This is a genomic window from Polaromonas glacialis (genome assembly GCF_000709345.1).
Taxonomy (GTDB): Bacteria; Pseudomonadota; Gammaproteobacteria; order Burkholderiales; family Burkholderiaceae_C; genus Polaromonas; species Polaromonas glacialis.
Map to the genome: position 1 here is coordinate 582,242 of NZ_KL448323.1, position 26,999 is coordinate 609,240.

General features: G+C 60.3%; 32 protein-coding genes and 1 pseudogene. 21 read left to right on the plus strand and 12 right to left on the minus strand.

What is annotated here, in order from left to right:
• Nucleotides 1-486 (minus strand): DUF6444 domain-containing protein (locus EC86_RS29815; RefSeq protein WP_232229772.1); only part of this gene is annotated, 486 nt, incomplete at its 3' end.
• A 70-nt stretch (nt 487-556) separates the two neighbouring features.
• On the opposite strand from EC86_RS29815, the gene EC86_RS0103090 reads away from it, so the two are divergent.
• The 12 genes from EC86_RS0103090 (at nt 557) to EC86_RS0103145 (ending at nt 9,440) form a co-directional block, all read left to right on the plus strand.
• Entirely contained in the window at nt 557-2,173 is a 1,617-nt protein-coding gene (locus EC86_RS0103090) for a multicopper oxidase family protein (protein ID WP_051675699.1), read from the plus strand.
• A gap of 45 nt (nt 2,174-2,218) precedes the next feature.
• Entirely contained in the window at nt 2,219-2,521 is a 303-nt protein-coding gene (locus EC86_RS0103095) for a DUF2933 domain-containing protein (RefSeq protein ID WP_029524235.1), read from the plus strand.
• The gene (locus EC86_RS0103100; protein WP_029524236.1) at nt 2,518-3,186 is read left to right on the plus strand and encodes a methyltransferase family protein; all 669 of its coding nucleotides are present in this window, start codon (nt 2,518-2,520) and stop codon (nt 3,184-3,186) included. The genes EC86_RS0103095 and EC86_RS0103100 overlap by 4 nt, the downstream gene beginning before the upstream one ends.
• Before the next feature lie 48 nt (nt 3,187-3,234).
• Nucleotides 3,235-3,528: a heavy-metal-associated domain-containing protein gene (locus EC86_RS0103105; protein ID WP_029524237.1), complete on the plus strand. Its 294-nt coding sequence runs from the start codon at nt 3,235-3,237 to the stop codon at nt 3,526-3,528.
• A 34-nt stretch (nt 3,529-3,562) separates the two neighbouring features.
• On the plus strand, nt 3,563-3,799 hold the full coding sequence (locus EC86_RS0103110; protein ID WP_232229774.1) for an SHOCT domain-containing protein: 237 nt from the start codon (nt 3,563-3,565) through the stop codon (nt 3,797-3,799).
• A gap of 159 nt (nt 3,800-3,958) precedes the next feature.
• Complete coding sequence (locus EC86_RS28500) at nt 3,959-4,120, plus strand: hypothetical protein (protein WP_156955204.1); 162 nt, start codon at nt 3,959-3,961, stop codon at nt 4,118-4,120.
• Nucleotides 4,121-4,267: 147 nt separating this feature from the next.
• On the plus strand, nt 4,268-4,726 hold the full coding sequence (locus EC86_RS0103120; protein WP_269635731.1) for a DUF302 domain-containing protein: 459 nt from the start codon (nt 4,268-4,270) through the stop codon (nt 4,724-4,726).
• A 34-nt stretch (nt 4,727-4,760) separates the two neighbouring features.
• Nucleotides 4,761-5,210, plus strand: a complete 450-nt coding sequence (locus EC86_RS0103125; RefSeq protein ID WP_232229777.1) for a hypothetical protein — start codon at nt 4,761-4,763, stop codon at nt 5,208-5,210.
• 12 nt (nt 5,211-5,222) lie between these two features.
• Entirely contained in the window at nt 5,223-5,468 is a 246-nt protein-coding gene (locus EC86_RS25860) for a DUF2933 domain-containing protein (RefSeq protein WP_036772638.1), read from the plus strand.
• Between the two features lie 4 nt (nt 5,469-5,472).
• Complete coding sequence (locus EC86_RS0103135; protein WP_036771767.1) at nt 5,473-7,809, plus strand: heavy metal translocating P-type ATPase; 2,337 nt, start codon at nt 5,473-5,475, stop codon at nt 7,807-7,809.
• 151 nt (nt 7,810-7,960) lie between these two features.
• On the plus strand, nt 7,961-9,007 hold the full coding sequence (locus tag EC86_RS0103140; protein WP_029524242.1) for a YVTN family beta-propeller repeat protein: 1,047 nt from the start codon (nt 7,961-7,963) through the stop codon (nt 9,005-9,007).
• Between the two features lie 4 nt (nt 9,008-9,011).
• Complete coding sequence (locus tag EC86_RS0103145; protein ID WP_029524243.1) at nt 9,012-9,440, plus strand: hypothetical protein; 429 nt, start codon at nt 9,012-9,014, stop codon at nt 9,438-9,440.
• Nucleotides 9,441-9,928: 488 nt separating this feature from the next.
• Here EC86_RS0103145 and EC86_RS0103150 read toward each other — a convergent pair whose 3' ends face one another.
• The 10 genes from EC86_RS0103150 to EC86_RS0103190 all read right to left on the minus strand — a co-directional run bounded on the left by EC86_RS0103150 (nt 9,929) and on the right by EC86_RS0103190 (nt 17,909).
• Nucleotides 9,929-10,288: a copper-binding protein gene (locus EC86_RS0103150; protein WP_029524244.1), complete on the minus strand. Its 360-nt coding sequence runs from the start codon at nt 10,286-10,288 to the stop codon at nt 9,929-9,931.
• A gap of 10 nt (nt 10,289-10,298) precedes the next feature.
• On the minus strand, nt 10,299-10,745 hold the full coding sequence (locus EC86_RS0103155) for a DUF411 domain-containing protein (protein ID WP_029524245.1): 447 nt from the start codon (nt 10,743-10,745) through the stop codon (nt 10,299-10,301).
• 43 nt (nt 10,746-10,788) lie between these two features.
• Nucleotides 10,789-11,304 carry a cupredoxin domain-containing protein gene (locus EC86_RS0103160; RefSeq protein WP_029524246.1) on the minus strand — a complete coding sequence of 172 codons (516 nt, stop codon included), beginning with the start codon at nt 11,302-11,304 and terminating at the stop codon, nt 10,789-10,791.
• Between the two features lie 36 nt (nt 11,305-11,340).
• Entirely contained in the window at nt 11,341-12,702 is a 1,362-nt protein-coding gene (locus tag EC86_RS0103165) for a multicopper oxidase family protein (RefSeq protein ID WP_232229778.1), read from the minus strand.
• A gap of 127 nt (nt 12,703-12,829) precedes the next feature.
• Nucleotides 12,830-14,248 carry a TolC family protein gene (locus tag EC86_RS0103170; RefSeq protein WP_029524248.1) on the minus strand — a complete coding sequence of 473 codons (1,419 nt, stop codon included), beginning with the start codon at nt 14,246-14,248 and terminating at the stop codon, nt 12,830-12,832.
• A gap of 11 nt (nt 14,249-14,259) precedes the next feature.
• Nucleotides 14,260-14,592, minus strand: coding sequence for a hypothetical protein (locus EC86_RS26885; RefSeq protein ID WP_051675702.1), 333 nt, complete (start codon nt 14,590-14,592; stop codon nt 14,260-14,262).
• 126 nt (nt 14,593-14,718) lie between these two features.
• Nucleotides 14,719-15,141 carry a hypothetical protein gene (locus tag EC86_RS27495; RefSeq protein WP_084181130.1) on the minus strand — a complete coding sequence of 141 codons (423 nt, stop codon included), beginning with the start codon at nt 15,139-15,141 and terminating at the stop codon, nt 14,719-14,721.
• 193 nt (nt 15,142-15,334) lie between these two features.
• A complete protein-coding gene (locus EC86_RS0103180; protein ID WP_029524250.1) occupies nt 15,335-15,616 on the minus strand; it encodes a CopK family periplasmic copper-binding protein in 282 nt (93 codons plus the stop codon).
• A gap of 149 nt (nt 15,617-15,765) precedes the next feature.
• On the minus strand, nt 15,766-17,232 hold the full coding sequence (locus tag EC86_RS0103185) for a heavy metal sensor histidine kinase (protein ID WP_051675703.1): 1,467 nt from the start codon (nt 17,230-17,232) through the stop codon (nt 15,766-15,768).
• Nucleotides 17,229-17,909, minus strand: a complete 681-nt coding sequence (locus EC86_RS0103190; protein ID WP_029524252.1) for a heavy metal response regulator transcription factor — start codon at nt 17,907-17,909, stop codon at nt 17,229-17,231. The genes EC86_RS0103185 and EC86_RS0103190 overlap by 4 nt, the downstream gene beginning before the upstream one ends.
• Before the next feature lie 151 nt (nt 17,910-18,060).
• Here EC86_RS0103190 and EC86_RS0103195 point away from each other — a divergent pair, with 151 nt between their 5' ends.
• The 3 genes and pseudogenes from EC86_RS0103195 to EC86_RS0103205 form a co-directional block, all read left to right on the plus strand.
• Nucleotides 18,061-18,423 (plus strand): DUF4148 domain-containing protein, encoded by a 363-nt coding sequence (locus EC86_RS0103195; RefSeq protein WP_029524253.1) that lies wholly within the window; start codon nt 18,061-18,063, stop codon nt 18,421-18,423.
• 40 nt (nt 18,424-18,463) lie between these two features.
• A complete protein-coding gene (locus EC86_RS0103200) occupies nt 18,464-18,814 on the plus strand; it encodes a copper-binding protein (protein WP_029524254.1) in 351 nt (116 codons plus the stop codon).
• 146 nt (nt 18,815-18,960) lie between these two features.
• Nucleotides 18,961-19,352: pseudogene (locus tag EC86_RS0103205) on the plus strand (group II intron maturase-specific domain-containing protein); the annotation flags it as partial.
• Nucleotides 19,353-19,459: 107 nt separating this feature from the next.
• Here EC86_RS0103205 and EC86_RS0103210 read toward each other — a convergent pair.
• Nucleotides 19,460-20,743 (minus strand): phospholipase D-like domain-containing protein, encoded by a 1,284-nt coding sequence (locus EC86_RS0103210; RefSeq protein ID WP_029524256.1) that lies wholly within the window; start codon nt 20,741-20,743, stop codon nt 19,460-19,462.
• A 173-nt stretch (nt 20,744-20,916) separates the two neighbouring features.
• Here EC86_RS0103210 and EC86_RS0103220 point away from each other — a divergent pair, with 173 nt between their 5' ends.
• From EC86_RS0103220 to EC86_RS0103245, 6 genes are all read left to right on the plus strand, one after another.
• Entirely contained in the window at nt 20,917-21,657 is a 741-nt protein-coding gene (locus tag EC86_RS0103220; protein WP_029524257.1) for a pseudouridine synthase, read from the plus strand.
• A 162-nt stretch (nt 21,658-21,819) separates the two neighbouring features.
• Nucleotides 21,820-22,812, plus strand: a complete 993-nt coding sequence (locus EC86_RS0103225; protein WP_084181132.1) for a YVTN family beta-propeller repeat protein — start codon at nt 21,820-21,822, stop codon at nt 22,810-22,812.
• A 184-nt stretch (nt 22,813-22,996) separates the two neighbouring features.
• A complete protein-coding gene (locus EC86_RS0103230; RefSeq protein ID WP_029524259.1) occupies nt 22,997-23,854 on the plus strand; it encodes a polysaccharide deacetylase family protein in 858 nt (285 codons plus the stop codon).
• Between the two features lie 4 nt (nt 23,855-23,858).
• Complete coding sequence (locus EC86_RS0103235; RefSeq protein WP_029524260.1) at nt 23,859-24,911, plus strand: sterol desaturase family protein; 1,053 nt, start codon at nt 23,859-23,861, stop codon at nt 24,909-24,911.
• 8 nt (nt 24,912-24,919) lie between these two features.
• On the plus strand, nt 24,920-25,828 hold the full coding sequence (locus tag EC86_RS0103240; RefSeq protein WP_036772656.1) for an EI24 domain-containing protein: 909 nt from the start codon (nt 24,920-24,922) through the stop codon (nt 25,826-25,828).
• Nucleotides 25,829-25,845: 17 nt separating this feature from the next.
• Nucleotides 25,846-26,820 carry a competence/damage-inducible protein A gene (locus EC86_RS0103245; protein ID WP_029524262.1) on the plus strand — a complete coding sequence of 325 codons (975 nt, stop codon included), beginning with the start codon at nt 25,846-25,848 and terminating at the stop codon, nt 26,818-26,820.
• The last annotated feature ends 179 nt before the right edge of the window (nt 26,821-26,999 follow it).

Sequence of the window (26,999 nt, forward strand, 5' to 3'; positions counted from 1 at the left end):
CGCATGGCCTTCGGGCGCAAACTCGTTCTCGTGGAGCTTGCCGCACGGGCAGCGCAGTTGCAGCGTCTGGAACTCCACCACCTCAAAACGCACGGCCGGGATGTCAAACACCTGGCCGCGCCGGTGAACTTGCGCATCACTATTGGACAGCGTCGCCTGGCAGGCATCGCAGCGCTCGGGCAGCGCATGCCGGATGACGATGTCTGGCCTGTCTGTTTGCTCCAACGTCTTGCCCGCGTGCCCGGCCTGACCGCCCGGCTTCCTGCCCGAGGCCACGCGCAGCGAGGTCGTCTTTTTCAAGCCGTCCGAAGATGGCGGCTTGCTCGAGTTCTTGCTGTTCTTCGATGCCTGGCCTTCGAGCTCCTTGATGCGCAAACGCAGTCTTTCGACTTCGCTCGTGAGCGCCTGCACTTGCCCTTGCAGCGCTTGGGCTTTCTCGTTCATGGCCTGGAGCGTCAGGTCGGCAGTAGCGTCTGGTTCTTGCACGGCTTCAAGTTTGACATAAACCCCTTGGGCTGCAATTCAGGAGGGCTGAACAGTCACAAAGAGAAGACAATTGTTTCAGCTCGCCGGCGTGGCAGCCTGGATGTATTCCGGCGCGGGTCACAGCCAGGAAGTGGCCGCAGTGCCATTTCGTCACTACCCCCTTGATCCCGTCGACGCTGCCAACTTCCGGCAAAAGCTTTTCGTGCCCAGTAACAACGGTCCGTTCGGCGTGCTCGATGTCGTTGGGCCTTTGAAAATCCGCGTCACCGCAGCGAGTTTTCCCATCCTGCCCGGCCCCAAAACGCCAATCCCTTCGCCGTTTTTGCTGTACCAGACCGAACACGCGGGCAAGGCCTACCAGAATCCCATCCTGCGCATCGAGAGCGGGTCGCGCTTTACGGCCAGCCTGGACAACGCGCTGCCGGAGCCGACCATCATCCACTGGCACGGCCTGCACACGCCCGCCGCCATGGACGGGCATCCGGTCAATACCATCGCTCCAGGTGGCCGCTACGAGTACGACTTCACGGTGCGAAATCGCGGCGGCACTTACTGGTATCACACGCATGCGCACGGGTTGACCGCGAAGCAGGCTTATAACGGTCTGGCGAGCTTTTTCCTGGTGGACGACGACGACCAGCGCCGCCTGGCCAAGGCACTGGATCTGCGACTGGGAGTGACTGATCTGCCCCTGGTCATCCAGGACAAACAGTTCGACGCGCAAGGCAAGCTGCGCTACCAGCCCAACGCCCAGGAGTCGATGATGGGCTGGCTGGGCGACGTGGTGCTCGCCAACCTGACGCCCAATGCCGTGCAGACTGTCACCCCGCGCACCTACCGCCTGCGTCTTCTCAATGGGTCCAACGCACGCATCTACCGGCTTGCCTTCGTCACCGGCAAAAAACAGCTGAAGTTCACCGTCATCGGCACCGATGGCGGCCTGATCGAGCGTCCGGAAACGGTGGCCGAAGCCTTTCTCGCACCGGGGGAGCGTCTCGATGTCCTGTTGGATGCCGGCCAAGTCAAACCAGGCACCGACATCTTTCTCAAAAGCCTGGCATTCGATCCCATGGAAAACGAAGGACCCGCCATGCCCGGAATGGCGGGAATGGAGCATGGCGCCGGGCATGCAGCGCCTGGCGTGGCCTCGTCACGGCTGCCGCTGGGTGTCGAGTTCAATGTGCTCAAGCTCTCGGTCACGGCTGGCGAGCGCATCGTTGCCAAGCTGCCAGCCACGCTGTCCAAGGTCAGCGCCATTCGCCTTCAAGGCGCCACGCAGCGCAAGATTGAACTTTCGCTGGAAAACATGCGTTTTCTCATCAATGGGCGCACTTTTGTCATGGACGAGATCGCGTTTGATGCTAAGCGTGGCGCGGTGGAGGTCTGGAGCATCAGCAACCCGACTCTAGGCATGCCTCACCCGATGCACATTCACGGCTTTTCGTTCCAGGTGCTGGAGCGGCTCAACAGCCCGGCCCAGGTGTCGTCTTCGGCACGTTTTGACAAGGGGCGCACGGCGGGCGACCTGGGCTGGAAGGACACCGTGCTGGTATGGCCGGGCGAAACGGTGCGCATTGCCATCGACTTCACCCATGACTTTCCCGGCGATCAGACCTATCTGCTCCATTGCCACAACCTCGAACATGAGGACGCCGGAATGATGATCAACTTTCGCGTGCAAGGCTAAAAGCTGCCCGCAGGCTTTAAGCAAGTTCAGTCCAGGAGATTTCAAATGAACCACGACCACGATGCACCGCCAGGCCAGATCAGCGCGTCATCAGAGGCGCCGCCATTTTGGCGCTCCCGGTACGGCCTGGGTCTGGTGGTGTTCGGTGCCGTCGCCGCCTACTTTTTGCTGAGCGAACACCGTGCCCACTTTCTGGGTGCGCTGCCCTATCTGCTGCTTCTGGCCTGCCCGCTGATGCATGTGTTCATGCACCACGGCCACGGTGGTCATGGCCATCACCCGAGTCCCGGCGAACAAGTGGCCGGACCGGCCAAGCCAGGCCAACCGAACCAGGGGGACCCCTCATGAGTCACGACCAACCGGCCTACGGGCTGTGGCTGCTGGTTGTCATCAACTCAGCCGTTTTCATCATGTTCGCCTACAGTTTTTTCAAGCCGGCAACGGCGCGGGACTGGCGGACCTTTGGATCTTTTGCCGCTTTTATCGTGGCCTTGTTCGTCGAGATGTATGGCTTTCCTTTGACCATCTACCTGCTTTCAGGATGGCTGCAGACCAGTTATCCGGGACTGGACATCTTGTCCCACGATAACGGTCACCTGTGGTCGACCTTGCTGGGAGAGAAAGGTGATCCGCACTTTGGTGTCCTGCATCTTGCCAGCTACTTATTTCTCGCCGGGGGCTTCATCCTGCTGTCCAGCGCCTGGAATGTGCTGTACCACGCACAGCGTCAGCATGCGCTGGCGACAACCGGGCCTTATGCCGTGATTCGCCATCCACAGTACGTGGGTTTTGTCCTGATCCTGCTGGGCTTCTTGTTGCAGTGGCCCACGCTGCTGACTCTGGTCATGTTCCCCGTCCTGCTGGTGATGTATGGGCGCCTGGCGCTGACAGAAGAGGCCGAGATGCGCGCGCAATTTGGCGAAGCGTTCGAGCGTTACTCCCAGCGCACGCCCCGGTTTATCCCTCGCATGGGCAAGGCCGAGTCGACAGCTGACTCGGTGTCCAAAAGATGACCTGGGTTTTTCCGGCAATTTTCATTTAATTTTTTAGGAGTTTGATATATGAACACGATTGATCTGCAAGTCGAGGGCATGAGCTGCGGCACATGCGTCAAGCACGTCACGCAGGCGTTGCAGTCGCTGCCGGGTGTCGGCGGTGTGGAGGTCGATCTTGCGTCTGGCCGTGTCCGGGTGAGCGGTGAGCTGGCGCCAGGCGGCGATTCCCTCATGACGGCTTTGACGGGCGCGGGCTACCCCGCGAAGCTGGCCACAGACGCTTCAACTTCCTCTGCGGCCTCGCCGTCGAAAGCCTCGGGCTGCCACAGCGGCAGCACGGGGGGTTGCGGTTGCCGCTGACAGCGATGAAACCTGATTAACTGGAGGAATAAGAATGTTTCAAGACTACGGTTACTACATGGTTGGCATGCACGCCTTCTGGTGGATTTTCTGGATCATCCTGATTGTGTCGATCCTGTTCAGTGGCCGGGGCAGGTCGGAGCGTCGCCACGACCGCGGGCGGGAGACACCGCATGAAGTATTGCGTCGCCGTCTGGCCAATGGGGAGATCAAGCCCGAAGAGTATGAGCAGCACAAGGCATTGCTTGATCAAGACACCGTATCAAAGTGACACCTCAACTTGAACCTGTTTTCCCCACCGAATAAACCATGCCAGCAACCAACTCTATTGATCTCGAGCGCCTCCCGTGGATGACCTCCACCACGCCCTTGCTCTTTGGCGTTGTACCAAACGCCTGAACACGGACTCTTCACTCAAGGAGAAACCGATATGCAATCCATGGATACATACGCCGCCACGGTGACGGTCGATGTCCCGACGTTCCAGCGCGAACTGAAAGACAAAGACCTGTGGTCCAAACCTGTGAACGCCAAGTTTCACTTCAAACTTGCCAATGGCAAGTTGACGGAAGTCTCGCAGGCAAGCCGGTAAGAGCTACTGGTGGCCTACCTTTTTTGTCCCACTGCGGCAAGGCTGCTTCCAAAGCCTCTGGCTGCCACATCGGCGGCACAGGCGGTTGCAGTTGTTGCTGATTGCGGTGGACTCTGATGCCCGGACAGTTAACACTCCTTGAAAGAAATGACCATGCCCTCTAACGGCCGACCCCTACAGCCCAAGGTCAATGAGAAGCCCGAATCCCCATCGTACGGGTTTCACGCCCACCTCGGAAATACCGACTTTGCAGCCGCCGTCGAACAGGTGAGCGACGCACTGAAGAAGGAGGGTTTCGGCATCTTGACCGAGATCGACGTGCAGGCAACGATGAAAAACAAATTGTGCATCGATGTTCCTGCGCATCGCATTCTCGGCGCCTGCAATCCCACTTTGGCTCACCGCGCGCTGATGGCTGAACCTGACATCGGCCTGTTGCTGCCGTGCAATGTAGTCGTGCGTCAGGACGCCGACGGCAAGGTGACGGTCGGCCTTATTGACCCCATAGCAATGCTTCAAGTGACTGACAACCCGGAAGTGGCAACGGTCGCACAGGAGGCCCGCGAACGATTGCAACGGGTGTGCACTGCGCTGGCCGCGGGCTGATCTTCTGCAAAATATTTTTCCAAGGGAGATCGGCATGGTTTACACAAGAGGCTACATGATGGGACAACGATGGATGCTCGCGGGCTGGATGGCTTGCGCTGGCCTCGGGCTGGCGACGTCGCCTTTGGTAGCGTTGGCCCAAACAAGCCTTGATGCCACCGCCACGCAGTCGTCAAGCGAGCAGGGCGTGACAGTCAAGGTGACGGCGAAGTCGATCGGACTGCCGGGCAGCCAGTGGGAGTTCGCTGTCGTGCTGGATACCCACAGTGCCGACTTGAGCGACGACCTGAGCCAAAGCGCCACCTTGACGACCGACGACGGGCGCACGTTCAAGCCTGCGGGCTGGCTCGGCGCGCCACCGGGCGGCCATCACCGTGAAGGCGTGCTGGCATTCGAGGTGCCGGCGCCGCGGCCTGGCGCGATCGAACTCCGGATCGAACGGCCAGGCGAATCCGCGCCCCGTACCTTTCGCTGGCAACTCTGAATGAGCGATGCCATGAATCAGCTTGAAAACGACTCCCATGCGCCATCGTTCTGGCGACGCCCGGTCGGCATGGCGCTGGCAACGGCCGCCTTGATCGCCGGTTTTTACCTGCTGCGCGAGCACTGGGGGCATGTCCTGGGCTACTGGCCGTACTTGCTGCTGGCCTGCCCGCTGATGCACCTGATGCATGGGCACGGCCATGGGGACCATGGCAGGCACTCGCAGACGCCTGAGCGCACCAATAACGACAAGGAATAACCCCATGGACATGAAAACACATCAGCACCACAGTGGCACCCCGCCAGCCAGGTCATCCGCGCCAACCGATCTCAAGGATCCAGTGTGCGGCATGCTTGTTACCGAGCAGTCGCCTCACACGCTGACGCATGAGGGGCGGCCCTACTATTTCTGCAGCGCCAAGTGCCAAGGCAAGTTCGCGGCGAATCCGCTGCAATACCTCGCGCCCGCGCCACCGGTGGAGGCCACTCCAGCGGCGGCCGGCACGATCTACACCTGCCCGATGCATCCGGAGATTCGCCAGGACCATCCGGGCAACTGTCCCAAGTGCGGCATGACGCTGGAGCCCTTGTTGCCGGAACTCGGTGACGATGAGAACCCCGAACTGCGCGACTTTCAGCGCCGCTTCTGGTGGACCCTGCCGTTGACGGCCGTGGTCTTTGTGCTCGCCATGTTCGGCCACCGTTTCCAATGGATGGATATGACCGTGCAGAGCTGGGTCGAACTGGCGCTGTCGATTCCCATCGTCCTGTGGGCCGGCTGGCCGTTCTTCTCGCGCGGCTGGCAGTCCGTGGTGAACCGCAGTCCCAACATGTGGACCTTGATTGGCCTGGGCACCGGCGCCGCTTTCGTTTACAGCGTGGTGGCGACCCTCGCACCGCAGGTGTTTCCCGATTCGTTCATTTCCATGGGCCGCGTGGCCGTGTACTTTGAAGCGGCTGCTGTCATCATCTCGCTCACGCTGCTGGGCCAGGTGCTCGAACTCAAGGCCCGGTCGCAGACCTCGGCGGCGATCAAGTCGCTGCTGGGCCTGGCGCCAAAAACCGCCCGGCGTATCCGGGAAGATGGCACCGAAGAGGACGTGCCGCTGACCCATGTGCATGTGGGCGATGTGCTGCGCGTGCGTCCCGGTGAGAAAGTGCCGGTCGATGGCGTCGTGACGGAAGGCGGCAGCGCAGTCGATGAGTCCATGCTCACGGGCGAGCCGATGCCGGTCAGCAAGCGCGTGGGCGACAAGGTGATTGGCGCCACGCTCAACACCAGCGGCGCGCTGGTGATGCGAAGTGAGCGCGTGGGCGCATCCACCATGCTGTCGCAGATCGTGCAGATGGTGGCCCAGGCCCAGCGTTCCCGGGCGCCGATGCAGCGCATGGCTGACGTGGTGGCGGGCTACTTTGTCGTCACGGTGGTGGGCATTGCCTTGCTGACCTTTTTTGTTTGGGGATTTTTCGGGCCTGAGCCCAGTTGGGTTTTTGGCTTGATCAACGCGGTGTCGGTGCTGATCATTGCCTGCCCGTGCGCCCTGGGCCTGGCCACGCCGATGTCCATCATGGTCGCCACCGGACGCGGCGCGACGCAGGGCGTGCTGTTTCGCGATGCGGCGGCTATCGAGAACCTGCGCAAGATCGACACCCTCATCATCGACAAGACCGGCACCCTGACCGAAGGCCGCCCGACGTTTGACCGGGCCGTGCCAGCGCCTGGTTTTGACGCCGACGAGGTGCTGCGCCTGGCTGCTAGCTTGGACCAGGGCAGCGAACACCCGCTGGCCGAAACCATCGTGCGCGCCGCCCGCGAGCGCGGCATGGCGCTAGAAAAGGCCGAAAACTTCGAATCCGGCTCGGGCATTGGCGTGCGCGGGCAGGTGGCCGGGCATCAACTGGCGCTGGGTAACACCACGCTGATGGAACAGATCGGTGTCTCGGTCGCGCCCCTGGTGCCGCAGGCCGAAGCCTTGCGCGCAGAAGGCGCCAGCGTCATGCACCTGGCAGTCGATGGCCAGCTGATGGGCCTGTTGGCCGTGTCCGATCCGGTCAAGGCCAGCACGCCGGAAGCCTTGGCGACGCTGAAAGCGGCCGGGCTGCGCATCGTGATGGCGACCGGCGATGGCCTGACCACGGCTAAGGCTGTCGCAGCCCGCCTGGGCATCGACGAGGTGCACGGCGAGGTCAAGCCGGCCGACAAGCTGCTGTTGGTCGAGCGCTTGCAGAAGGAAGGCCGCGTCGTGGCGATGGCCGGAGACGGCATCAACGATGCACCCGCGCTGGCCAAGGCCGATGTCGGCGTGGCAATGGGCACCGGGACCGACGTGGCGATGAATAGTGCGCAGATCACACTGGTCAAGGGCGATCTGCGCGGCATCGCGATTGCGCGCGCGCTGTCGGAAGCCACCGTGGGCAACATGAAGCAAAACCTGATGTTTGCCTTTTTGTACAACGCGTTGGGTATCCCGATTGCCGCCGGTGTGCTGTATCCGCTGACCGGCTGGCTGCTGTCGCCCTTGATTGCCGCGCTGGCCATGAGCTTGAGCTCGGTATCGGTGATTGGCAACGCTTTGCGTCTGCGAAACAAACACGTATGACTCCGCTGTTTTGGCCGTATCGCCGGCAACGACTGCCATCGTCAGAGACGTGAAGGCTCAAGAAAGAGGGCGTGTTCGGCAATGGCATCCGGAACGCGCTATTGCAGGCTGAGCCCTGATAGAAGTTTTTATTTTCCAACAAAGAGTGATCATGATGACGAGAAAAAATAACTGGCTTTTGACAGCGATTCAGCTGGGCCTGCTGGCCTGGTCCGGCACCGCTTTGGCCGCTGACAAGGTGTATGTGGCCAATGAGGGCGCTGACACGGTCAGCGTGCTCGATGCCGCTTCGTTCAAGGCGCTCGCAAACGTGCGGGTCGGCAAGATGCCGCACAACGTGCAGGTATCGCCCGACGGCAAGCTCGTGTGGGTCACCAACAACGGCGAGCCTGACCAGTCGGCCGACACGTCTTCGCATACGGGAATGGCCAAAGGCGACCATGACGCGATGGGAAAGCCCGGCGCCGTCTGGGCCATCGATACCCGTAGCGACGCAGTCGTCGCCAAGGTGCCGGTTGGCATGCACCCGGCCCATGTGGTGGTATCGCCCGACGGCCGCTTCGCCTACGTCACCAACGGCGGCAACAACACGGTCAGTGTGATCGACACCTCGGCGCAGCGCCTCGTGGCGACGATTCCGGTCGGCCAGTTTCCCCACGGACTTCGGTTCAGCCCGGACGGCAAGCAGGTCTACGTGGCCAACCTCAAGGGCGGCACGGTGTCGGTCATCGATACCGCCAGCCAGAAGGAGGTCGGGCAGGTGCCAGCAGGCAAGGGCCCGGCACAGGTCGGCTTCACGCCGGACGGCCTTCTTGCCTTTGTCTCGCTGTCGGAAGAAAACGCTGTCGCCGTGATCGACCCGGCCACGCGCAAAGTGATTCGCAAGGTCGCGGTCGGTTCGGTGCCGATCCAGCTGTACGCCACGCCTGACTCGCGCACGCTGCTGGTGGCCAACCAGGGTACGCGCAAGAAGCCTGGCAGGACCGTCAGCATGATTGACCTGGAGAGTTTCAAGGTCGCAAAGACAGTCGTAACCGGCGCCGGTGCCCATGGCGTGGTCGTCGACCGCGAAGGTCGGTACGCCTACGTGACCAACACCTACGCCAACTCGGTCTCCGTGCTCGACGTGAAGGGCCGCAAGGTCACCAAGACCGTTCCTGTCGGCAAGGGTCCCAACGGCATCAGCATGACGCCATGACGCAATGACGGATTCCCAGCGTTTGCCGCTGTCCGCCAAGGTGTTCCTTGTTTGCGGTTTCTATCTTGTTGCGCTGGGCCTGTACTTCGCGCTCCTGCGCCCGGCCTTGCTGCCCGAAGATCCGCGCTACATCGGCAGCTCGCTTGAGGCGATTCGCGCCGCAGCGCCCGGACTGGAACGTTGGCTTGGACTCGTGTTCAAGGTCATGGGTGGCTTTATGGTGGCCACCGGCGCGCTGACGATGCTTGCAGCCTGTCGTTGGCTTGCAAAGCGCGAGCGAGGCACGTTCGCCGCCTTGGCAGTGGCCGGCGCGGCCAGCGTCGGGCTGATGAGCGCAACCAACTTTCTTCTGAACTCGGATTTCCGATGGCTGCTGTTGCTGCCCGCGCTCTTGTGGCTTTTGGGCCTCGCGTGTTATCTCGGGGAATGCTGATTTGCTGGCTGGACAAACCCAGGTTCCGAAGATTTAAGGGGGGACAGGCATACAGCCATTGCCCCGGTGTTTCAACAATATTGCGATTGTGACGTGACGAATACTGATCGGCGGTTCATTTCGCACCAGGTCAAACGGCAAGTCCAGGCGATGAGCCTGCCAACGTTCACATGAAGAAGCGCATCCTGCGATGCCATCCCCGGACGGGTTCACCGCGAATGCGTCTTGCGTTTTTCCGTGGTGCCCTGTTTGGCATTCGGCCAGTCTTCTTGTGCTTTGCGCGGTCACGCCAAAGGAAATAGCCAATGATCAGCAGAACCACCAGGCCACTGGCGCCCGGACTGAGCAGTATCGCGGTCACACCCATCCTGCGATGCGAAAGGCTGCACGGGAATTTCCTGCGTCGTCAAGGATGGGCTCAAATGAAAGCCTGATTCGGGATATGGAGGGCCCGGGGCGCATCAGCCTTTCCCCCGACTTGCCCTTGATTAATTGGCCGGCTGAATGTCCGTCACCACCATGGCACCACCGGCTTTTTCTGCCTTGAAGCGGACCTTTTCCCCGACCTTTGCTTTTTCCAGCAGGGCAGGGTCCTTGACCTGGAACACCATGGTCATGCCAGGCATGTCCAGGTTCTTGATCTCACCGTGCTTGATGGTGATCTTTTTAGCATCCATGTCGACTTTTCGGATTTCGCCTTCTGCCATGTCGCTTGAAGCCGCCATCGGCATTTGTTTCATGACATCGCCCATGGGCATAGCGCCACCGCCCGAAGGCATGTTCGTTTGAGCCGAAACAGTACCGGCCAGCAGGGCGGTGAGAAGCAGCAAAGCATTGAATTTTTTCATGATGATTCTTTCAGGATTTGACAGAAGTTTTGGAGGTGTAGGACTGATAAATGCGCGAGCTGCCATCGGCCAGAACGAGCAGCACGTCGTAGGCATCCCGGGTGTCGCCCATTTCCATGCCCGGAGAGCCCATCGGCATGCCGGGTACGGCCAGGCCGAGTGCCTTGGGTTGCTCACGCAGCAACCGGCGCAACTCCTGCGCCGGAACATGCCCCTCAACCACGTAGTTGCCCAGGCGGGCGGTATGGCAGGAGCCAAACTTGGCATTCAAGCCAAATTTCTGGCGAATGGGTGCCGTGTCCTCGACGTCATGGGTCACCACCTCAAAGCCGCTCTTGCGCAGATGCGCCACCCATTCATGGCAGCAGCCGCAGCTTGGCGTTTTCCAGACGGAGACCTGGTTGGCGCTGCTGGCAGCCAGCGCACGCAAGGGCTGCGTCAAGAGGGCGGCGCTCATGAGCGCAAGTGGTATCTTCAATGCGAAGCGACGGGAAGCAGTCTCAATGTTTGTTGTCGACATGAGCATTTCCTTTCGACTGCGCCTTGCTGCTCGCCACATTGACCATGCCCTTCATGCCGGCATCGTAGTGGCCAGGCTGCAGGCAGGCAAAGTCCACCTTGCCGGCCTTGGTGAAATGCCAGATGATTTCACCGCTTTTGCCTGGCGCGACGGTGACCATGTTTTCGTCGGCATGCTCCATTTCGGGATTTTTCTTCATCACCTCGTAATGGTCCTTGAGCTCCTTCGCGGTTCCCAGCACCATTTCATGCTTGACCTGGCCGGAATTCTTGGCGACAAAACGGACGGTTTCGCCTTGCTTGACAGCGATCTTTGACGTGTGAAAGCGCATGTCGTCGGTCATGTTGACGTTGACGGTGCGCGTCACATTGGCGGCGACGCCGGGTTTTCCGATCTCCTCGACGCCGCCATGGCCCCCGGCGTGGTTGCCTGCGGCCATGGCCGTCATGGCCAGAAAAATGCCGGGAATTACGATCAAGATGTTGCGTGATTTCATGAAATACCTTTCAAGGGTGGTTGGTTAAAAACTGACTCAATGCTTCATCGTGCCCATGGCGCCCATGCCGCCCATGCCGCCCATGACAGGCTTGCGGACCTGAACTTCGACTTCTTTCTTCGGCATGTTCTGCGCTTTCATGGACTGGCCGCCCTCGGCTGCAAAGCGTGCCGGATTGGGCAGAGCGCCAGTCCATTCATAAGACACTTCACCGGCCGGGTGCTTGTACCAGCCCGGGTCCTTGTAATCGCCGGGCTTTTGGTCTTTGCGCACCTTGACCATGCTGAACATGCCGCCCATCTCGACCGAGCCGAACGGCCCCTCGCCGGTCATCATCCTTTCGGTGTTGTCCGGCAAGGGCATGTCCATCTCGGCCATGTCGGCCATGCCGCGCTCGCCCATCACCATGTAGTCGGGAATGACATTGGTGATGTCTTTGACGACTTTTCGGTGGTCCACGCCAATCAGGGTCGGCACGTCGTGCCCCATGGCGTTCATCGTGTGGTGGCTCTTGTGGCAGTGAAATGCCCAGTCGCCTTCCTCGTTAGCGAGAAACTCGATCTGCCGCATCTGGCCGACGGCTACATCGGCGGTCACTTCTGGCCAGCGGCTTGATTTGGGCGTCGGGCCACCATCGGTGCCGGTCACCGTGAATTCATGCCCGTGCAGGTGCATCGGGTGGTTGGTCATGGTCAGGTTGCCGATACGGATGCGCACCTTGTCGTTTTTACGCACGACCAGCGGGTCGATGCCGGGAAAGACCCGGCTGTTCCAGCTCCACAGGTTGAAGTCCAGCATGGTCATGATCTTGGGCGTGTAGGCGCCCGGGTCAATGTCGTAGGCATTGAGCAGGAACACGAAGTCGCGATCTACCTCGTCGATCAAGGGATGCCGGGTCTTGGGGTGCGTGATCCAGAAGCCCATCATGCCCATGGCCATCTGCGTCATTTCATCGGCATGCGGGTGGTACATGAAGGTGCCGGGGCGCTTGGCCACGAATTCGTAGACAAAGGTCTTGCCAACCGGAATGGCCTTCTGGGTCAGGCCCGAGACGCCATCCATGCCGTTGGGCAGGCGCTGGCCGTGCCAGTGAACGCTGGTGTGCTCGGGCAGCTTGTTGGTCACGAAGATGCGCACCCGGTCGCCTTCGACCACTTCGATGGTCGGGCCGGGCGACTGGCCGTTGTAGCCCCACAGGTGCGCCTTGAAGCCGGGGGACATCTCGCGCACCACGGGTTCAGCCACCAGGTGAAATTCCTTCACGCCGTTGTTCATGCGCCAGGGCAGCGTCCAGCCGTTGAGCGTGACCACAGGGTTGTAGGGGCGGCCCGTGTTGGGTATCAGCGGCGCCATGGTGTCGGGTTTGGTCTGAAAAACGGGCTCAGGCAGGGCGGCCATGGCTACTCTGCTGACCGCAGCGGCTGCAACCGCCGTCGTCAGTGCGCCGGCGCCGGTTAGAAAATTTCTTCTGTTCTTCATAAGATTTTTGCTCAATGTGTTTTTGTGAATCGGGTCGCAATTAGCATCAGTGGCCAGCCGCTTCGCCACCACCGCCGGCAGCCGGAGAGGCCATTGCCAATGCGGTCGGCTTGCCAGTCATGGACGCGGCGAGTGCGGCATCGGCTAGCCAGAACTGCTGGTAGGCGTTGAGGGCGGCGGTGACGCTGGCGATCTGGTCGCGGTTGTCGGCCAGCAACTCGAACACCCCGATCAGCATGCCGTTGTAGCGCAGAATGTTTTCATCGGCCATGGTCCGGCGCAGCGGCACAATTTCATCGCGGTAATGCCGGGCCACGTCGTAGGCGGTGCGGTAGGCCGAATAGCTTTCGCGCAGCTGCGACGACGCGCCGCGAACCGCGCTTTCATACCGGTTGACCGCCGCCAGCGACTGCGCGTTCATCGCATCTCGCTTCGCTGTGCCCCAGTCAAAGATAGGCAGACGAATGCCCAGTTCGTAGCCTTTGCGCGGTGTGCTGGTGCCTGCCGCGTTGTCGAACACGGTGTCGCGGCGCACCCCAAGCTCCACATCCACCAGACTGGTGATCAGGTTCAAGCCTTGCGATTTTCCTGCGTTGTCGAGCTGCTGGCGCGCCATCTGCACATCCAGCCGCTGCTGGGTCGCCGTGGCATTCACCACGGCTACCTGCCGCGGCTCTTTGGGCAAGTCCGGCAGGCGCTCAGGCAGCTTGAGTTGTACGGCTTGTGCGTCGGTCAAACCGAGTTGCCGTATCAGCTCTTCCCTGGCAGCAGTGCTGGCATGCTGGCTGGACGCCAGCTGAGCCGCGCTGTCGGCATAAAAGCTTTGCTGTCGCGCGCGCTGCAGCTTGGTGAAATTGCCGACCTGCTGCATGCGCCGTGCCAGTTCGGCGCTCGCCTGCGCGCTGCGGTTGACCTGGTTTGCATACGCCAAAGACTGCTGCGCGGCGACGGCGCGCACCCAGGTCTGGCGTACCTGGGTAACTTGTTCCACTACATTGGCGCTGAGCTGTACCCTGGCTTGCGCCATCTGACCTTTTGAAATCTCCATGCGCCGTGGCAGGGTCAGCAAGTCCAGCAGGCCAAACGACAGCAGCCGGCCCAGTTCCAGTTCGTCAGCAAAGCGGATTCGCTCGAACGTGAAGACCGGGTTGGCAATACGGCCGGTCTGGTTCGCCTGGGCCATGTCGGCCCAGCTTTGGGCCAGCAGGGTTTGCACCGCCGGGCTGTTGGCCAGCGCCAACTGCACGGCGTCATCCATGCCCAGGGGTTTGGCCAGCAACTCGCTGCTCAGCCTGGCTCGGGCCTGAGCTTGCTGCTCGGTACGACTGAGCTCGAGTTTGCCCTGGGTGAAGGTGCCCGTGGTGTCGTTGGTGTCCCGCACGGCCTGGTCCATGTTGACCGAAGCGCAGCCCGCCAGCACCAGGCTGGCCGCAGCCAGGGCGGTTAATCGAAATATTGTTTTCATGGTTGTTCCTGTCACGGTTTGGCCGGTGTTGCACCGGAGTCAAGCTTGGCGGCACCTTCTGGAACCTGCGTTTGACTGGCTTCTTTGGCGTACTCGCGCCAGCCACCGATGCGCGCGGTGGCGTCGTTGGCTTCTTTCCAGTTGACCGTTTTTTCTTCGGTATAGCGCTGATAGTCCTCAAGCGCCGAGCGGTAGGGTGGCGGCGCAGTGTCGGCCACAGCTGCCGGCGCGACAGGTTTTACAGGGGCTACTGCAGAAATTTGCGCAGTGGCCTGGGTGGCCCACAGGGACGCGACCAGCAAAGCCAGTGCAGCGGTCAAGTTTGAATCGAGGTGAATGCTCACAAAAATCTCCTGAAATACAAGCGGTGCGATGGGGGCAATCGCGGTTGTCCGGTCGTCACATGGGATGTGAAAAAGCCATAAAAGGGCGTGCCGGCAGCAAGTACAGACCCAATACGGGCCTGAAGATCAGGAAATCGGTGTTTTTTCGCCGAGTGCGGTTTCGGCACTGGAAAATTGCGCAACTGCCGCCCAAGGCAGCATGCTCAAGTTGAAAACGGCAGTCACGTCGGTCCCCGTTGGGGACAACGCGACAGTATGGCAGGCCTGACAGACGCTGCAGGATTCGCAGTGGGCATCTGCGGCGTGAGATTCTGCACCAGAAGCATGGCCTGGGCAGTCGGCTGCAGTTGGGGTCACATCTGCCACCACTGTTTCGGTATCCTGATGAGCTTTCGTCCCAGCTTCATGACCGTGAGTTGCTTCTGTTTTTGTAGCGGTTTGTTGTTGCTGCTGCACCTGGCTCGCAAGCATTCCCGTCGCCATCGCGTCACTGACCCAGCCGCGCAAAGGCAGCAGGGCGATCATGAGGATGAGGAACAGGTGGCGCATGGGTTGGTCAGATACAGGAGATTTTTAGTAGTTCATTTTATATTGCGAGGCAGAAAACCGTTAACGGCAGCATTGCCCAACGCGCAGGCGCTTACCCTGCCGGCCAGTAGGCAACAAATTCACTCGATCTAAACGGGCAAGGTCAACATTTATTGCAACAAAGCCTATGCGAAAGTGCAACGAGAACTAAGTTCTAGCGGCTCAAGTGTGTCCGCATGGCATTGGAAAGTCTGGCAACCTCATCACCTTTCATGGCGATTGATTTGCCATCCTTGGTTTGCATCATCTCCCCTTCTTGCATACGATAGGGGCGCCCGAATTTATTTTCCATTGCCATCTTGCCGTCTTTGAACAGGTGCACTGTCGAACCATCTTTAAGTTCTACAGACTTTTCTATGCCCGCTTGATCGACTGAAAATGCAGACAGACCCGAAAAAATGAGACCAAACCCAACGACGGTTTTGACAATAGACATGATAAAAATCTTTCCTGGCGCTTTGTAATAGGCCCAAGGAAATCGACCAGGCCTGAGATGCCAACCTTTGCATCACTGATGGCAATGTAGAGTAAGGGGTCAGACAGCTGCCTGACCGGAACATTACGATTTTGATATATTTCCTCCGGTCAATCGTCCTTGCAGGGAACAGCAGCGGATCTCGATGGATTTAGTGGAGAAACAATTTTTGCTGGAAATGACAGCGTGAAAATTGTTCTGCCGCTCATCAGACTTTGCGCGTTCACCCGTCCCCCATGCGCTGACATGATGGAGCGCACAATCGCCAGGCCAAGACCTGCGCCACCGTCAAGACGGGCTCGGGCAGAGTCAACCCGGTAAAAGCGGTCGAAAATGTGTTGCAAATGATCCGGGGCGATACCATCCCCTTCATTGACTACAGCCAATGTGGTGCTCTCATTTTCAACAGTTATCAACAAGTCGACTTTGGAATTGGCTTGCGCATGACGAATCGCGTTGGACACGAGATTTGTAATTGCGCGCTGCACCAACAGGCGGTCGCCCAAGACAGTCGCTGCGCCTGTGACTTCAACCGTCAATCCTCGCTCTTCCGCAATCAGCGATAAATACTCCGCTACCTGCTGGGCCTCTCGGGCCAGTTCGACCGGCTCACATTTGAGAATATTCTCGTTGTGGTCTGCGCTGGCGATGAAAAGCATGTCGGAAATCAAGCGGGACAGGCGTTCGAGTTCTTCGACATTGCCTTCCAGTACCTCTCGCAGGTCAGCAACTGTGCGAATTTGACAAAGCGCAACCTGCGTTCTCCCCAAAAGCGTTGCAACGGGGGTGCGCATTTCATGGGCGAGCTCACCCGAAAACTCCTGCAGTCTTTTATAACCGTCATCAATGCGCTCCAGCATGCTATTGAACTCCTCCGCAAGCTCATAGAGCTCCGTTGGCAATCCCGAAGAAGACACCCTGCGGCTGAGGGACTGAGTTCCGATGGATGCGGCCAATCGATGGAATCGTCGCAGTGGAGCCAAACTGGTGCGCGCAATGAACCAGGCGCCAAGTGCCACGATGAGCAACAGTATTGGCAACGCGACCAATGTGGTACTGATAATGCCACTCAGCAGCTTGCGGTCATGGCGCCGGTCCAAAGACAGGTAATAACGCACCGCTTTACCATCGACGACCGGACCGATGCCTCGAATGGCATTGAGTTGGCCACCGTTGGGCATCCTCCAGACTTCAATGGACGCATTGATAACCGCACTGGCGTCCAGCGCAGACACTGATTGCTTTGCGATTTCGGAAAAGCTCGCCACCCATTGACCACTGGCTGGGTCAGTCAAGGCCAAATGCAGGTCATCATGGCCAATCATCAGATCCCCAAACCTGTGCTGGTTCTGAACAATTGCTTCAGGTGTTGGCATTTCAGACAACATATGCAGCAGCAAGTCGCGCTTTCCCTTGAGCTCTTCGGCTGCACGTGCATCGAGCTGTTGTGACAGGGCATAAAAACCGACCACAATGGCCCCGCCCGTGACGATGAGGCCGAAGAATGCGCTGGTGGCCGCGATTCGTGCCGCCAGTGACTTCCGGGACCAGAAGCTGAGTAGCGCGCGTTGCGTCACACCGGATTCCGGCGTTCAAGAACGTAACCTACGCCGCGCACCGTGTGAATCAGCTTTACGTCAAAAGGATCGTCGATCTTGGCGCGTAGCCGTCTGATCGCCACTTCGACAACATTGGTGTCCGAATCAAAATGGATGTCCCATACAAGCGACGCAATCTGTGTCCTGGAAAGCACCTCACCCGACTTCTGGGCCAGAAGGGTCAGCAAGGCGAACTCTTTGGCGGAAAGGTCGATCCGCTGGCCTGCCCGGGTTGCCCGGTGACGCACTGGATCTATCTCAAGATCGGCTGCCCGTAAAACGGGATCACTTGTAACTGGCTGGCCGCGTTTGAGCAGTGCGCGCACCCTTGCCAACAGTTCAGGAAACTGAAAGGGCTTGACCAGGTAATCATCAGCGCCCAAGTCAAAGCCGCGCACCTTGTCGTCGGTCTTGCCGCGGGCGGTGAGCATCAAAACGGGTATTTGCTTGGAGGTTCGCAGCGCTGACAGCACGGCAAATCCGTCAATGCCTGGCAGCATGATGTCCAGAATCACCAACACATGATCGCCATTGGCAGCCGCGTGAAGGCCGTCCGTTCCGTTGTGGGAAACCTCAACGGCGTAGCCACTTTCCGTCAGGCCCTGGCGCAAATACTCTGCAGCCCTGGGCTCGTCCTCAATCACCAAAATCTTCAAAATGGGCTCCCACCGTACATAACGTATTCGTAATCTGCCAGTCAGCCCGGTGTTGACACCCGGCTTCTACATTAAGAACCGTGATGCAGCAGTTGCATCCAGGTTGCTCCCAGGCTTGGGACAGCACAGTCGATATTAAAGGAGCTTGATCATGTCTATTCGCAAAACCATTGTTGCCCTGGCCCTTGTAGGTGCCGCCCTTCCTGCTGCCTTTGCCAACAGCGGCACCACATGGGTTGGAGGCGACCGAGGCTTTGAGTTTCATCCCGGCAACAGCACAAAAAGCCGCGCTGAGGTCCAGCAAGAGTTAGAGGCTTTCCGCAAAAATCCCTTCACTGCCGACGGCACCAAAATCGTCAATACCGACAAAGGTTTTATCGGTCCTCAGCACAGTTACGCATTTCAGGGTGGCACCCTTGTCCATACGGACAGCCTGGCACATGACACCCCGAAGCCCAATTTGGTGATGACGGATGCAGAAAAGCGCCTGCAGCGTGAACTGTACCGCCGATAAACACCACATCAGTCAATGATTAAACACACGTAGGATTTCTATGAAGACAAAAATCCATGCATTGCTGGTCGCTGCAGCCCTGTTTGCGGGGAGTTCCGGGCTGGCGATGGCTGCCTCTGACACGCAGACTATTCCCTTGAGCGCAACTGCAACGCCTGCCGTTTCAACAAAGTTGACGTCTGGAGAAGTGCGCAAGATCGACACCGAGCAGGGCAAGCTCACCATCAAGCACGAGGCAATTGAAAACCTTCAAATGCCGGGAATGACCATGGTGTTTAAGGCAACTGATTCAGCGATGCTTCAGAAATTGCAGGTCGGAGACAAGATCCAATTTGCGGCCGAAAAAGCCAACGGTGCCATTTTTGTAACGAATATCCAGGCGGCAAAGTAATCTTCAGCCGGCAGGATGCTTGACAACCCCTCGGGCTTATCCAATGAGGTCAGCGAAAAAGTAATGCTGTGATCCGGACCTCTGATGTTTCAACACCCTTGGCTCGTTGCCGATAGCGGTGGCCAAGGGCCAGGAGGTCAAACCGCAAATGTGCGGTGGCCCACAAGGCACTGGACAACTTCAAGGCCCGCATCCGGCAACTCACGCGCCGCTCGGGCCGGCGGAGCATGGGCGAAGTGGTGGACAAACTGCGGCCCTACCTGCTGGGCTGGAAGGCTTACTTCGGGCTGGCGCAAACGCCCAAGGTCTGGCGAAGGCTGGACGAATGGCTGCGCCACCGATTGCGAGCGATCCAGCTCCGGCAATGGAAGCGGCCCAAGACCATCTACCGGGAACTCAAGGTACTGGGGCCTCGCAAGAAGTAGCCAAGCAGGTGGCGGGCAACTGCCACCGCTGGTGGCGCAACGGCGCGATGCTGCTCAACAGTGTGCTGACCATTGCGTACTTCGACCGTCTGGGGGTGCCGCGACTGTCCTGACCTCAAGCTCTCGAAGCGCCCGGTGCGGACCCGCATGCCGGGTGGTGTGGCAGGGGTGCAGCCTATGATGGCTGCCCCCTATGCCGATTGGCCAGGTTAACAACTCGTCACAACTGGGATTCCAGCAGCAAGGCCAGCCGCTCCATCAGTTTTTCCTTCAGGGGCCGGGCTGCCCATTGGTCGTAAGTCACCTGGCGGGAGCTCTTTAGATCGTCTTCGAAAATACGGGTTTGGCGCTCGGCAAAAGCCGTGTCGTAAATATTCAGGTTGGCCTCGTCGTTCAGGCGAAACGACCGGTTGTCAAAATTGGTCGAACCGACCGATACCAGCAGATTGTCAACAATCATCACCTTGCAGTGGTACATGCTGGGCACGTATTCGTAGATCTCTGCGCCGGCTTTGAGCAGCGGTCCCCAGGTGCCGCGAGACGCCGCGCGCACCGTGTCGGTGTCGATGATTTCTCCGGGGGTGATGATGCGGATTTTCACCCCGCGCTTGAGCGCATCGACCAGGGCCTGGGTGGTGAGGTCATCGGGGACAAAGTAAGCGCTGGACAGGTCAATCGCGTCGTTGGCGGCGGTGATGGACAACTGGTACATCAGCTGCATGCTTTCGCTGCCGCCCGAAGGCGAGCTTGAAAAAACCTGGGCGTCGCTGTTGCCCAGGGCTTGCAGCGCCGGAAAGTAATTCTCGCCATGCATGACCTGGCCGGTGACCTTGAGCCAGTTCTCCATGAACACCGCTTGCATCTGGGCGACCGCCGGGCCTTCGATGCGGAAATGGGAGTCGCGCCAGTGGTCGGCATCCTGGCCGTTGCCAGTCCATTTGGTGGCAATGCCGACGCCGCCGGTGAATCCGGTCTTGCCATCGACCACCAGCAGCTTGCGGTGGGTCCGGTTGTTGAGCCGGTGCAGGTTGTACCAGTTCGGCTTGTGGAACTTCCGGATCTGCACGCCAGCCTTCTGCATTTCTTGCAGAAAGCCTTCGTCGATCTTGGCACTGCCGACCCAGTCCAGCAGCACATGCACCTTCACCCCCGCCCTGGCACGCTCTGCCAGCGCATCGGCGAATTCGCGGCCGATGTCGCCCGACCAGTAGATATAGGTCTCGAAAGTGATGCTCTGCTGCGCGCCGCGTATCGCCGTCAGCATGGCAGGGAAAATCTGGTCGCCATTGATCAGCTCCTGGACCCGGTTGCCGCCCACCAGCGGCGGGCCCAGCAGCGTGCCGATGGCGCGGCGAAACTGCGGGTCGTGGGTCGAATACAGCCGTGGCAGTTCGCGGCTGACGTCTTTTTCACCGCTGCTGAAGTTCATCACAATCAGCAAGCTGATCAGCGTCAGAAAAAACGTGGCGGCAATCACCAGCGCGAGGCGTTTCTTTTTAATCATCGTGGAATGGCAAAAATATCAGGTGGAAGATGAAATGCCTGAACCCGTCTGCACAAGTTCAAGCTCAGCATTATTTGACAGGCGGGCCCTTTTGTCGAAAGCCGATTCCCTGCAGGCCGGTAGTCCGGCAGCCTGATTCGCCGGGCGACAATAGCGCCATGACAAAAAAACACATGCAATTGCAGGAAATCCTTTTTTCCCAGGGTTTTGGTACGCGGCGCGTCTGCGCGGGGCTGGTTCAGCAGGGTTTTGTGACGGTAGCGGGCGTCCCGTGTACCGAACCAGCTATGGATTTCGTAGCGGAAGGCCTGCACTTCACGGTCCAGGGCGTGGCTTGGGAACACCATGAAAAAGCCTACCTGATGCTGCACAAGCCCGCCGGCTATGAATGCTCGCAAAAGCCAAGCACCTATCCCAGCATCTACACACTGCTGCCGGCGCCGATCCGCCAGCGTGGTGGCGGCGCGGCGGCGGGCGTGCAGGCGGTTGGGCGGCTGGACCAGGATACGACCGGCCTGTTGCTGCTGTCGGACGACGGCAAGTTCATTCACCGCATGAGTTCGCCCCGGCACCATGTGCCCAAGGTTTACCAGGTCAGTGCGAAGCATCCGGTGGACGCGCAGCAGATCAGCAAGCTGCTGGCCGGCGTGGTGCTCGACGACGACCCCAAACCGGTTCGGGCGGCGGCCTGCGAGCAGACCGGCGAGTCGCAGCTGAGCCTGACGCTGACCGAAGGAAAATACCATCAGGTCAAGCGCATGATCGCCGCAGTGGGCAACCGGGTGGAAGACGTGGGCGGGCTGCACCGTTCCTGCATCGGCTCGCTGGGGTTGCCGGCGGACCTCAAGCCGGGCGAATGGCGCTGGCTGACGGCGCAAGACCTTGCCAGCATTGCCGGCACCGCCGCCAAGTAGAGGACCAGACGTTTCCTGACCAAAAGGCGCATGGCCTTGCGTGGCCGATAAGGCCTTCATGGCACCACGGCAAGGGCGGTTCACGGCCGGCCGCTACACTAAAGGATTGACCTTGGAAAGAACCGTTTTGTGAATGCTTATTCCCGTTTTCCGGCTGTCTGCATGGCTGCTTTTTCGGCCTTGCTGTGTCTGTCTGCTGCAGGACAAACTGCAAAGGTGCCAGCAGCCGCGCCGGCCACTGGCGCCATCACCACGCCTGTGTTCGTGCTCAATTCGCTGGAAGACAGCGTCAGCGTGATCAATCCGGCGAACTGGACGGAGATCAAGCGCATCGAGACCGGCAAGCAGCCGCACCACCTCTACCTCACGCCCGACGAAAAATCGGTGATCGTGGCCAACGCGCTGTCCGATTCGCTGACCTTCATCGACCCGAAAACGGCCGAAGTCCAGCGCACCGTGCGCGGCATCATCGATCCCTACCACCTGCGGTTTTCACCCGACATGAAGTGGTTTGTGACGGCCGCCAACCGCCTCAACCATATCGACATCTTCCATTGGGATGGCAAGGACATGACCCTGGCCAAGCGCATCGCCACCGGCAAGACGCCCAGCCATTTGTGGATCGACAGCAAGAGCAGCACGATTTATTCGACCATGCAGGAAAGCGACGAACTGATCGCCATCGATCTGGCCACGCAGACCGTCAAGTGGCGTACCCCAACCGGCTCGACGCCCGCCGACCTGATTGGCACGGCCAACGACAAATTCGTGCTGGTCGCCCTGACCGGCGGCGACGGCGTCGAGGTGTATGACGTGAGCGGCAAGGAGCCCAGGCGCGTCAAGTTCATCAAGACGGCGATGGGCGCCCATGCCTTTCGCGCTTTCGGCGACCAGCGCCATGTGCTGGTCAGCAACCGGGTGGCCAACACCATCAGCATGATCGACCTGCAGACGCTCGAAGTGGTGAACAGTTTCCCTGCGCCCGGCGGTCCCGACTGCATGGACGTGAGCCGCGACTTGAGCCAGATCATCGTGACGTCGCGCTGGATTCGCAAGCTCACTTTCATCGACGTGGCCAGCCGCAAGGTGGTGCGTCAAATCAACGTTGGCAGGAGTCCCCATGGCGTCTGGACGCTCGATCACTCGCCACGGTAGTTGGCCCCCACGGTCGCTCACTTCGTGTAGCTCCCTGCCCTTGCAGGGCGCCACGCCGCCAGAGGCGACGCATCTTCAGGCTGTCCAAGCCCGCGCAGGCGGGCTCGGAGCCGCAGCCTTCAGCCCCGAGGGGGCCGCTGCGCCTGCGGCCCGGCGAAGGCGGTTCCGCAGCCTGGGCTTGGGCATGAGGCTTGGTCAATTGCTGGTTGCTATGTTTCCAATAGCTACTTGCGCTTATGCAGCAAGCGAGAACGGCCGATTTGATGTAAAAAATTCGGATGAGAGTGCTTCCTGCAAGCCGGTTTACCTGACGCTGGACACCGGCCACATGGACGTGGCGCCGCTGATGGCCGACGTGCTCAGGCGCCATCAGGTCAGGGTCACGTTTTTTGCCGCCAACGAGCGCACCAAGACCGGCGATGGCAGCCTGGGAACGCACTGGGCGCCCTGGTGGAAGGCCCGCGCGGCCGAAGGCCACGAGTTTGCCTCGCATACCTTTGACCACGCCTACTGGCGCGCCGACGCGCCGGGTGCATCGGGGGCGCCGGCGCAATTCAGGGTACGCCCTTCGGCGGGTCCGTCCGAGGGCAAGGAGTTCACCTGGACGGCCCGGCAATACTGCGAGGAAATCAGCCGTGCCGGCGCGCGCCTGCAGGACATCACCGGCAAGAAGCCGCTGCCGTTGTTCCGCGCGCCGGGCGGTAAAACCTCGCCGCAGCTTCTGGACGCCGCCCGGTCGTGCGGCTATGCGCATGTGGGCTGGTCGCCGGCCGGCTTTCTGGGCGACGAGTTGCCCAGCGACAAATACCCCAACGCCGTGCTGCTGAACAAGGCGCTGCAAGGTGTCCGGGCGGGCGATGTGCTGGTCGCGCACCTGGGCATCTGGTCGCGCCAGGACCCGTGGGCGCCCGCCGTGCTGGAGCCATTGATCACCGGCCTGCAGTCGCAGGGCTTTTGCTTCAGGACGCTGCGCGAGCATCCGCAGTACAAGGCCTGGATTGACGAGCAGCCGCTTGCCTTGAAAAATCCCACTGGAAAATAACCCGATGGACTGGTTGACTGGAATTTTCGCGGGTGTTCAGGGCTGGCTGTTCCAGGCAGTGGTGCAGCCCGCCCTGTTCGCGCTTGACCTGGCCAGCCTGTTCGAGGACGGCTACGCGGCGACGGCCTGGTTCATGGTGGGCGTCCTCCAGGTCATCGTCCTGGTCGCGGTGATCGGCCCGCTGCAGCGCTGGCGGCCGGTCGAGGCGATGGACTCGCCCGCTGACCGGGCGAGCATCCGCATTGATGTGCTCTACACGCTGATCCACCGGCTCGGGCTGTTCCGGCTGGCGCTGTTTTTCACGCTGGACCCGTGGTTCGATGCGGCATTCGGCGCACTGCGCACCGCTGGCTACGGCACCTTTCACCTGGACCAGCTGTGGCCCGGCGTGACCGACATGGCCGTCGTGAGCCTGCTGATCTACCTGCTGGTGTTCGACTTCGTCGCTTACTGGACGCACCGGGGCCAGCACCAGCTGGAGTGGTGGTGGCGGCTGCATTCGCTGCACCATTCGCAGCGGAGGATGACGATGTGGAGCGATAACCGCAACCACCTGCTCGACAGCATCCTGATCGACGGTGTCATCGTGGTCGTCGCGCAGCTGATCGGCGTGGCGTCTGACCAGTTCATCCTCATCGTCGCGTTGACGCAACTGAGCGAAAGTTTCCAGCATGCCAATGTGCGGCTCTGGTTTGGCCGGGTAGGCGAGCGGCTGTGGGTCAGCCCGCGCTTTCACCGGCTGCACCACAGCATCGGCCTGAACCCGGTCCAAGAGCCGTCCTCATCTTCACCAGCCGGGGCCGCGGAACCGGCTTCGCCGGGCCGCAGGCGCAGCGCCCCCCCGGGGGGCAGCGAACCACACGAAGTGGGGAGCGTGGGGGCTTTTAACTTTGGCGTGCTGCTGCCGTGGTGGGACATGCTGTTCGGCACGGCCAATTTCGAGCTTCGCTATGACCCCACCGGCGTGCGCGACCAGGTCGAGAAGCATCGCGACTACGGCAGCGGCTTCTGGTCGCAGCAGTGGCTGGGCCTGAAGCGGCTGTTCGGGCGGGCATGAAGCGGCGCATGAACACGATGCTTGATTCCTTCTGGCGGGCGGTGATGTACTGCCTGCATCCCCGCGTCATCGTCCTGTCGATCCTGCCCGTCGTCATCATGGGCGTGCTATCGCTGACGCTGGGCTACCTTTACTGGGAAAGCGCGCTGGTCGCGGTGCGCGCCAGCCTGGAAAGCTATGAACTGGTCAATGCCATGGTCCACTGGCTCGACGGCATCGGGCTGGGCAGCCTGCGCCTGGTGCTGGCACCGGCGCTGGTGCTGTTCCTTGCCATTCCGGTGATCGTCGTCGTGACCCTGCTGCTGGTGGCGGTGTTCATGACGCCCAGCATGGTCGCGCTGGTGGCGAGCCGGCGGTTTCCGCAGCTGGAGCGGAAAAAGGGCGGCTCGATGCTTGCCAGCATCGTCTGGTCGCTGGGCTCGACCCTGCTGGCCATCGTGGCGCTGGTGGCGACGGTTCCGCTCTGGCTGGTGCCGCCGCTGATCCTGATCCTGCCGCCGCTGATCTGGGGCTGGCTGACCTACCGAGTCATGTCCTACGATGCCCTGGCCGACCATGCTAGTGGCGAGGAACGCGAGCAACTGTTCCGGGAAAACCGCCTGCCGCTGCTCGGCATCGGTGTGCTCAGCGGCTACCTTGGCGCGGCGCCCAGCCTGCTCTGGGCCTCGGGCGCCATGTTCATCGCCATGGCGCCGATCCTGGTGCCGCTGGCGATCTGGATCTATACGCTGGTGTTCGCCTTTTCATCGCTGTGGTTTGCCCATTACTGCCTGGCCGCGCTGGAGCAGCTTCGCAAGCGAAATAGTGCTTTTGCGCAGGCGCCATATGCACAAGCTGCTACAGAATTAATAGTTGACGAGTCACCGCCGCCTATGGCGCCCAGGTCGGCAGGCGGCTCGTCCGATTCATTGGCCTAACTTCAGGACTTTTTCGCATGACCCCTCAATTCGGACTCATCATCATTGGCGATGAAATCCTTTCAGGCAAGCGCACCGACAAGCACCTGCCCAAAATCATCGAACTGCTGGCAGCCAGGGGCCTGTCGCTGGCCTATGCCGAATATGTCGGCGACGACCCGGAGCGCATCACCGCCACGCTGGCGCGCGCCTTTGCAGCCGCGCGTGCCTCGGGCGATGTGGTGTTCAGCACCGGCGGCATCGGCGCCACGCCGGACGACCACACGCGCCAGTGCGCGGCCAAAGCCCTTGGCGTTGAGCTGGCGCTGCACCCCGAAGCCAAACGGCTGATCGAGGAACGCATACGCGACACGGCCAAAGAGCAGGGCGCCGCCTACGAGCCCGACCGCCTTGACAACCTGCACCGCCTGAACATGGGCGTGTTTCCGGTGGGCGCGCAAATCATTCCCAACCCGTACAACAAGATTCCGGGCTTCAGCTGCTTTGTCGAGCGTGAGTACCACGAAGTGCTTGCTACAAGTGCCGCAGTCCTGCCGGGTGAGCGCTCCACTCTGCCAAAGCAGGGGCCGCGGGACTGGCTTTGCCAGACCGCAGGCGCAGCGGCCCCCTCGGGGGGCAGGGAGCTACACGAAGTGAGCGACCGTGGGGGCATCCACTTCTTGCCGGGTTTTCCAGTCATGGCCTGGCCCATGGTCGAGTGGGTGCTGGACAACCGCTATGCCCACTTGCACAGCACCTCGGGCGCTGTCGAAAAATCGGTCATCGTGATGGGATCGATGGAAGCCACGCTGACGCCCTTGATGCTGGCGATTGAAGCCGAGCATGCCGGCGTGAAGGTGTTCAGCCTGCCCAGCGTCGACCATCCGCAATATGGCCGGCATATTGAACTTGGTGTCAAAGGGCCGGCGGAGGCCATCAACCGGGCTTATCCCGCTTTGCTGGCAGGCTTGCACCAATTCAATCTTCAGCTTGGCCCTGAATTGGTGCGCTAACAATAAAGTTGCCAAATTAAGCGAATATCTGCACCTTAATAGTGCATTTCTGGGTTAATTTTCAAAACTGCTGTTTCAAAACAAGTCAATCGCCATTCCGTAGCGACAATAGCGGCGGCACAATGACGGGTTTGGCCAAAACCCCGGTGTTCCCGGCTTTGGCACAAAAAGTGCATTCA

Excerpts from the sequence above, each read along its gene's own strand:
- EC86_RS0103095 (WP_029524235.1), top strand. The coding sequence starts at position 2,219 with ATGAACCACGACCACGATGCACCGCCAGGCCAGATCAGCGCGTCATCA.
- EC86_RS0103100 (WP_029524236.1), top strand. The coding sequence starts at position 2,518 with ATGAGTCACGACCAACCGGCCTACGGGCTGTGGCTGCTGGTTGTCATC.
- EC86_RS0103105 (WP_029524237.1), top strand. The coding sequence starts at position 3,235 with ATGAACACGATTGATCTGCAAGTCGAGGGCATGAGCTGCGGCACATGC.
- EC86_RS0103110 (WP_232229774.1), top strand. The coding sequence starts at position 3,563 with ATGTTTCAAGACTACGGTTACTACATGGTTGGCATGCACGCCTTCTGG.
- EC86_RS28500 (WP_156955204.1), top strand. The coding sequence starts at position 3,959 with ATGCAATCCATGGATACATACGCCGCCACGGTGACGGTCGATGTCCCG.
- EC86_RS0103120 (WP_269635731.1), top strand. The coding sequence starts at position 4,268 with ATGACCATGCCCTCTAACGGCCGACCCCTACAGCCCAAGGTCAATGAG.
- EC86_RS0103125 (WP_232229777.1), top strand. The coding sequence starts at position 4,761 with ATGGTTTACACAAGAGGCTACATGATGGGACAACGATGGATGCTCGCG.
- EC86_RS25860 (WP_036772638.1), top strand. The coding sequence starts at position 5,223 with ATGAATCAGCTTGAAAACGACTCCCATGCGCCATCGTTCTGGCGACGC.
- EC86_RS0103135 (WP_036771767.1), top strand. The coding sequence starts at position 5,473 with ATGGACATGAAAACACATCAGCACCACAGTGGCACCCCGCCAGCCAGG.
- EC86_RS0103140 (WP_029524242.1), top strand. The coding sequence starts at position 7,961 with ATGATGACGAGAAAAAATAACTGGCTTTTGACAGCGATTCAGCTGGGC.
- EC86_RS0103145 (WP_029524243.1), top strand. The coding sequence starts at position 9,012 with ATGACGGATTCCCAGCGTTTGCCGCTGTCCGCCAAGGTGTTCCTTGTT.
- EC86_RS0103150 (WP_029524244.1), bottom strand. The coding sequence starts at position 10,288 with ATGAAAAAATTCAATGCTTTGCTGCTTCTCACCGCCCTGCTGGCCGGT.
- EC86_RS0103155 (WP_029524245.1), bottom strand. The coding sequence starts at position 10,745 with ATGAGCGCCGCCCTCTTGACGCAGCCCTTGCGTGCGCTGGCTGCCAGC.
- EC86_RS0103160 (WP_029524246.1), bottom strand. The coding sequence starts at position 11,304 with ATGAAATCACGCAACATCTTGATCGTAATTCCCGGCATTTTTCTGGCC.
- EC86_RS0103165 (WP_232229778.1), bottom strand. The coding sequence starts at position 12,702 with ATGGCCGCCCTGCCTGAGCCCGTTTTTCAGACCAAACCCGACACCATG.
- EC86_RS0103170 (WP_029524248.1), bottom strand. The coding sequence starts at position 14,248 with ATGAAAACAATATTTCGATTAACCGCCCTGGCTGCGGCCAGCCTGGTG.
- EC86_RS27495 (WP_084181130.1), bottom strand. The coding sequence starts at position 15,141 with ATGCGCCACCTGTTCCTCATCCTCATGATCGCCCTGCTGCCTTTGCGC.
- EC86_RS0103180 (WP_029524250.1), bottom strand. The coding sequence starts at position 15,616 with ATGTCTATTGTCAAAACCGTCGTTGGGTTTGGTCTCATTTTTTCGGGT.
- EC86_RS0103195 (WP_029524253.1), top strand. The coding sequence starts at position 18,061 with ATGTCTATTCGCAAAACCATTGTTGCCCTGGCCCTTGTAGGTGCCGCC.
- EC86_RS0103200 (WP_029524254.1), top strand. The coding sequence starts at position 18,464 with ATGAAGACAAAAATCCATGCATTGCTGGTCGCTGCAGCCCTGTTTGCG.
- EC86_RS0103210 (WP_029524256.1), bottom strand. The coding sequence starts at position 20,743 with ATGATTAAAAAGAAACGCCTCGCGCTGGTGATTGCCGCCACGTTTTTT.
- EC86_RS0103220 (WP_029524257.1), top strand. The coding sequence starts at position 20,917 with ATGCAATTGCAGGAAATCCTTTTTTCCCAGGGTTTTGGTACGCGGCGC.
- EC86_RS0103225 (WP_084181132.1), top strand. The coding sequence starts at position 21,820 with ATGGCTGCTTTTTCGGCCTTGCTGTGTCTGTCTGCTGCAGGACAAACT.
- EC86_RS0103230 (WP_029524259.1), top strand. The coding sequence starts at position 22,997 with ATGAGGCTTGGTCAATTGCTGGTTGCTATGTTTCCAATAGCTACTTGC.
- EC86_RS0103235 (WP_029524260.1), top strand. The coding sequence starts at position 23,859 with ATGGACTGGTTGACTGGAATTTTCGCGGGTGTTCAGGGCTGGCTGTTC.
- EC86_RS0103240 (WP_036772656.1), top strand. The coding sequence starts at position 24,920 with ATGAACACGATGCTTGATTCCTTCTGGCGGGCGGTGATGTACTGCCTG.
- EC86_RS0103245 (WP_029524262.1), top strand. The coding sequence starts at position 25,846 with ATGACCCCTCAATTCGGACTCATCATCATTGGCGATGAAATCCTTTCA.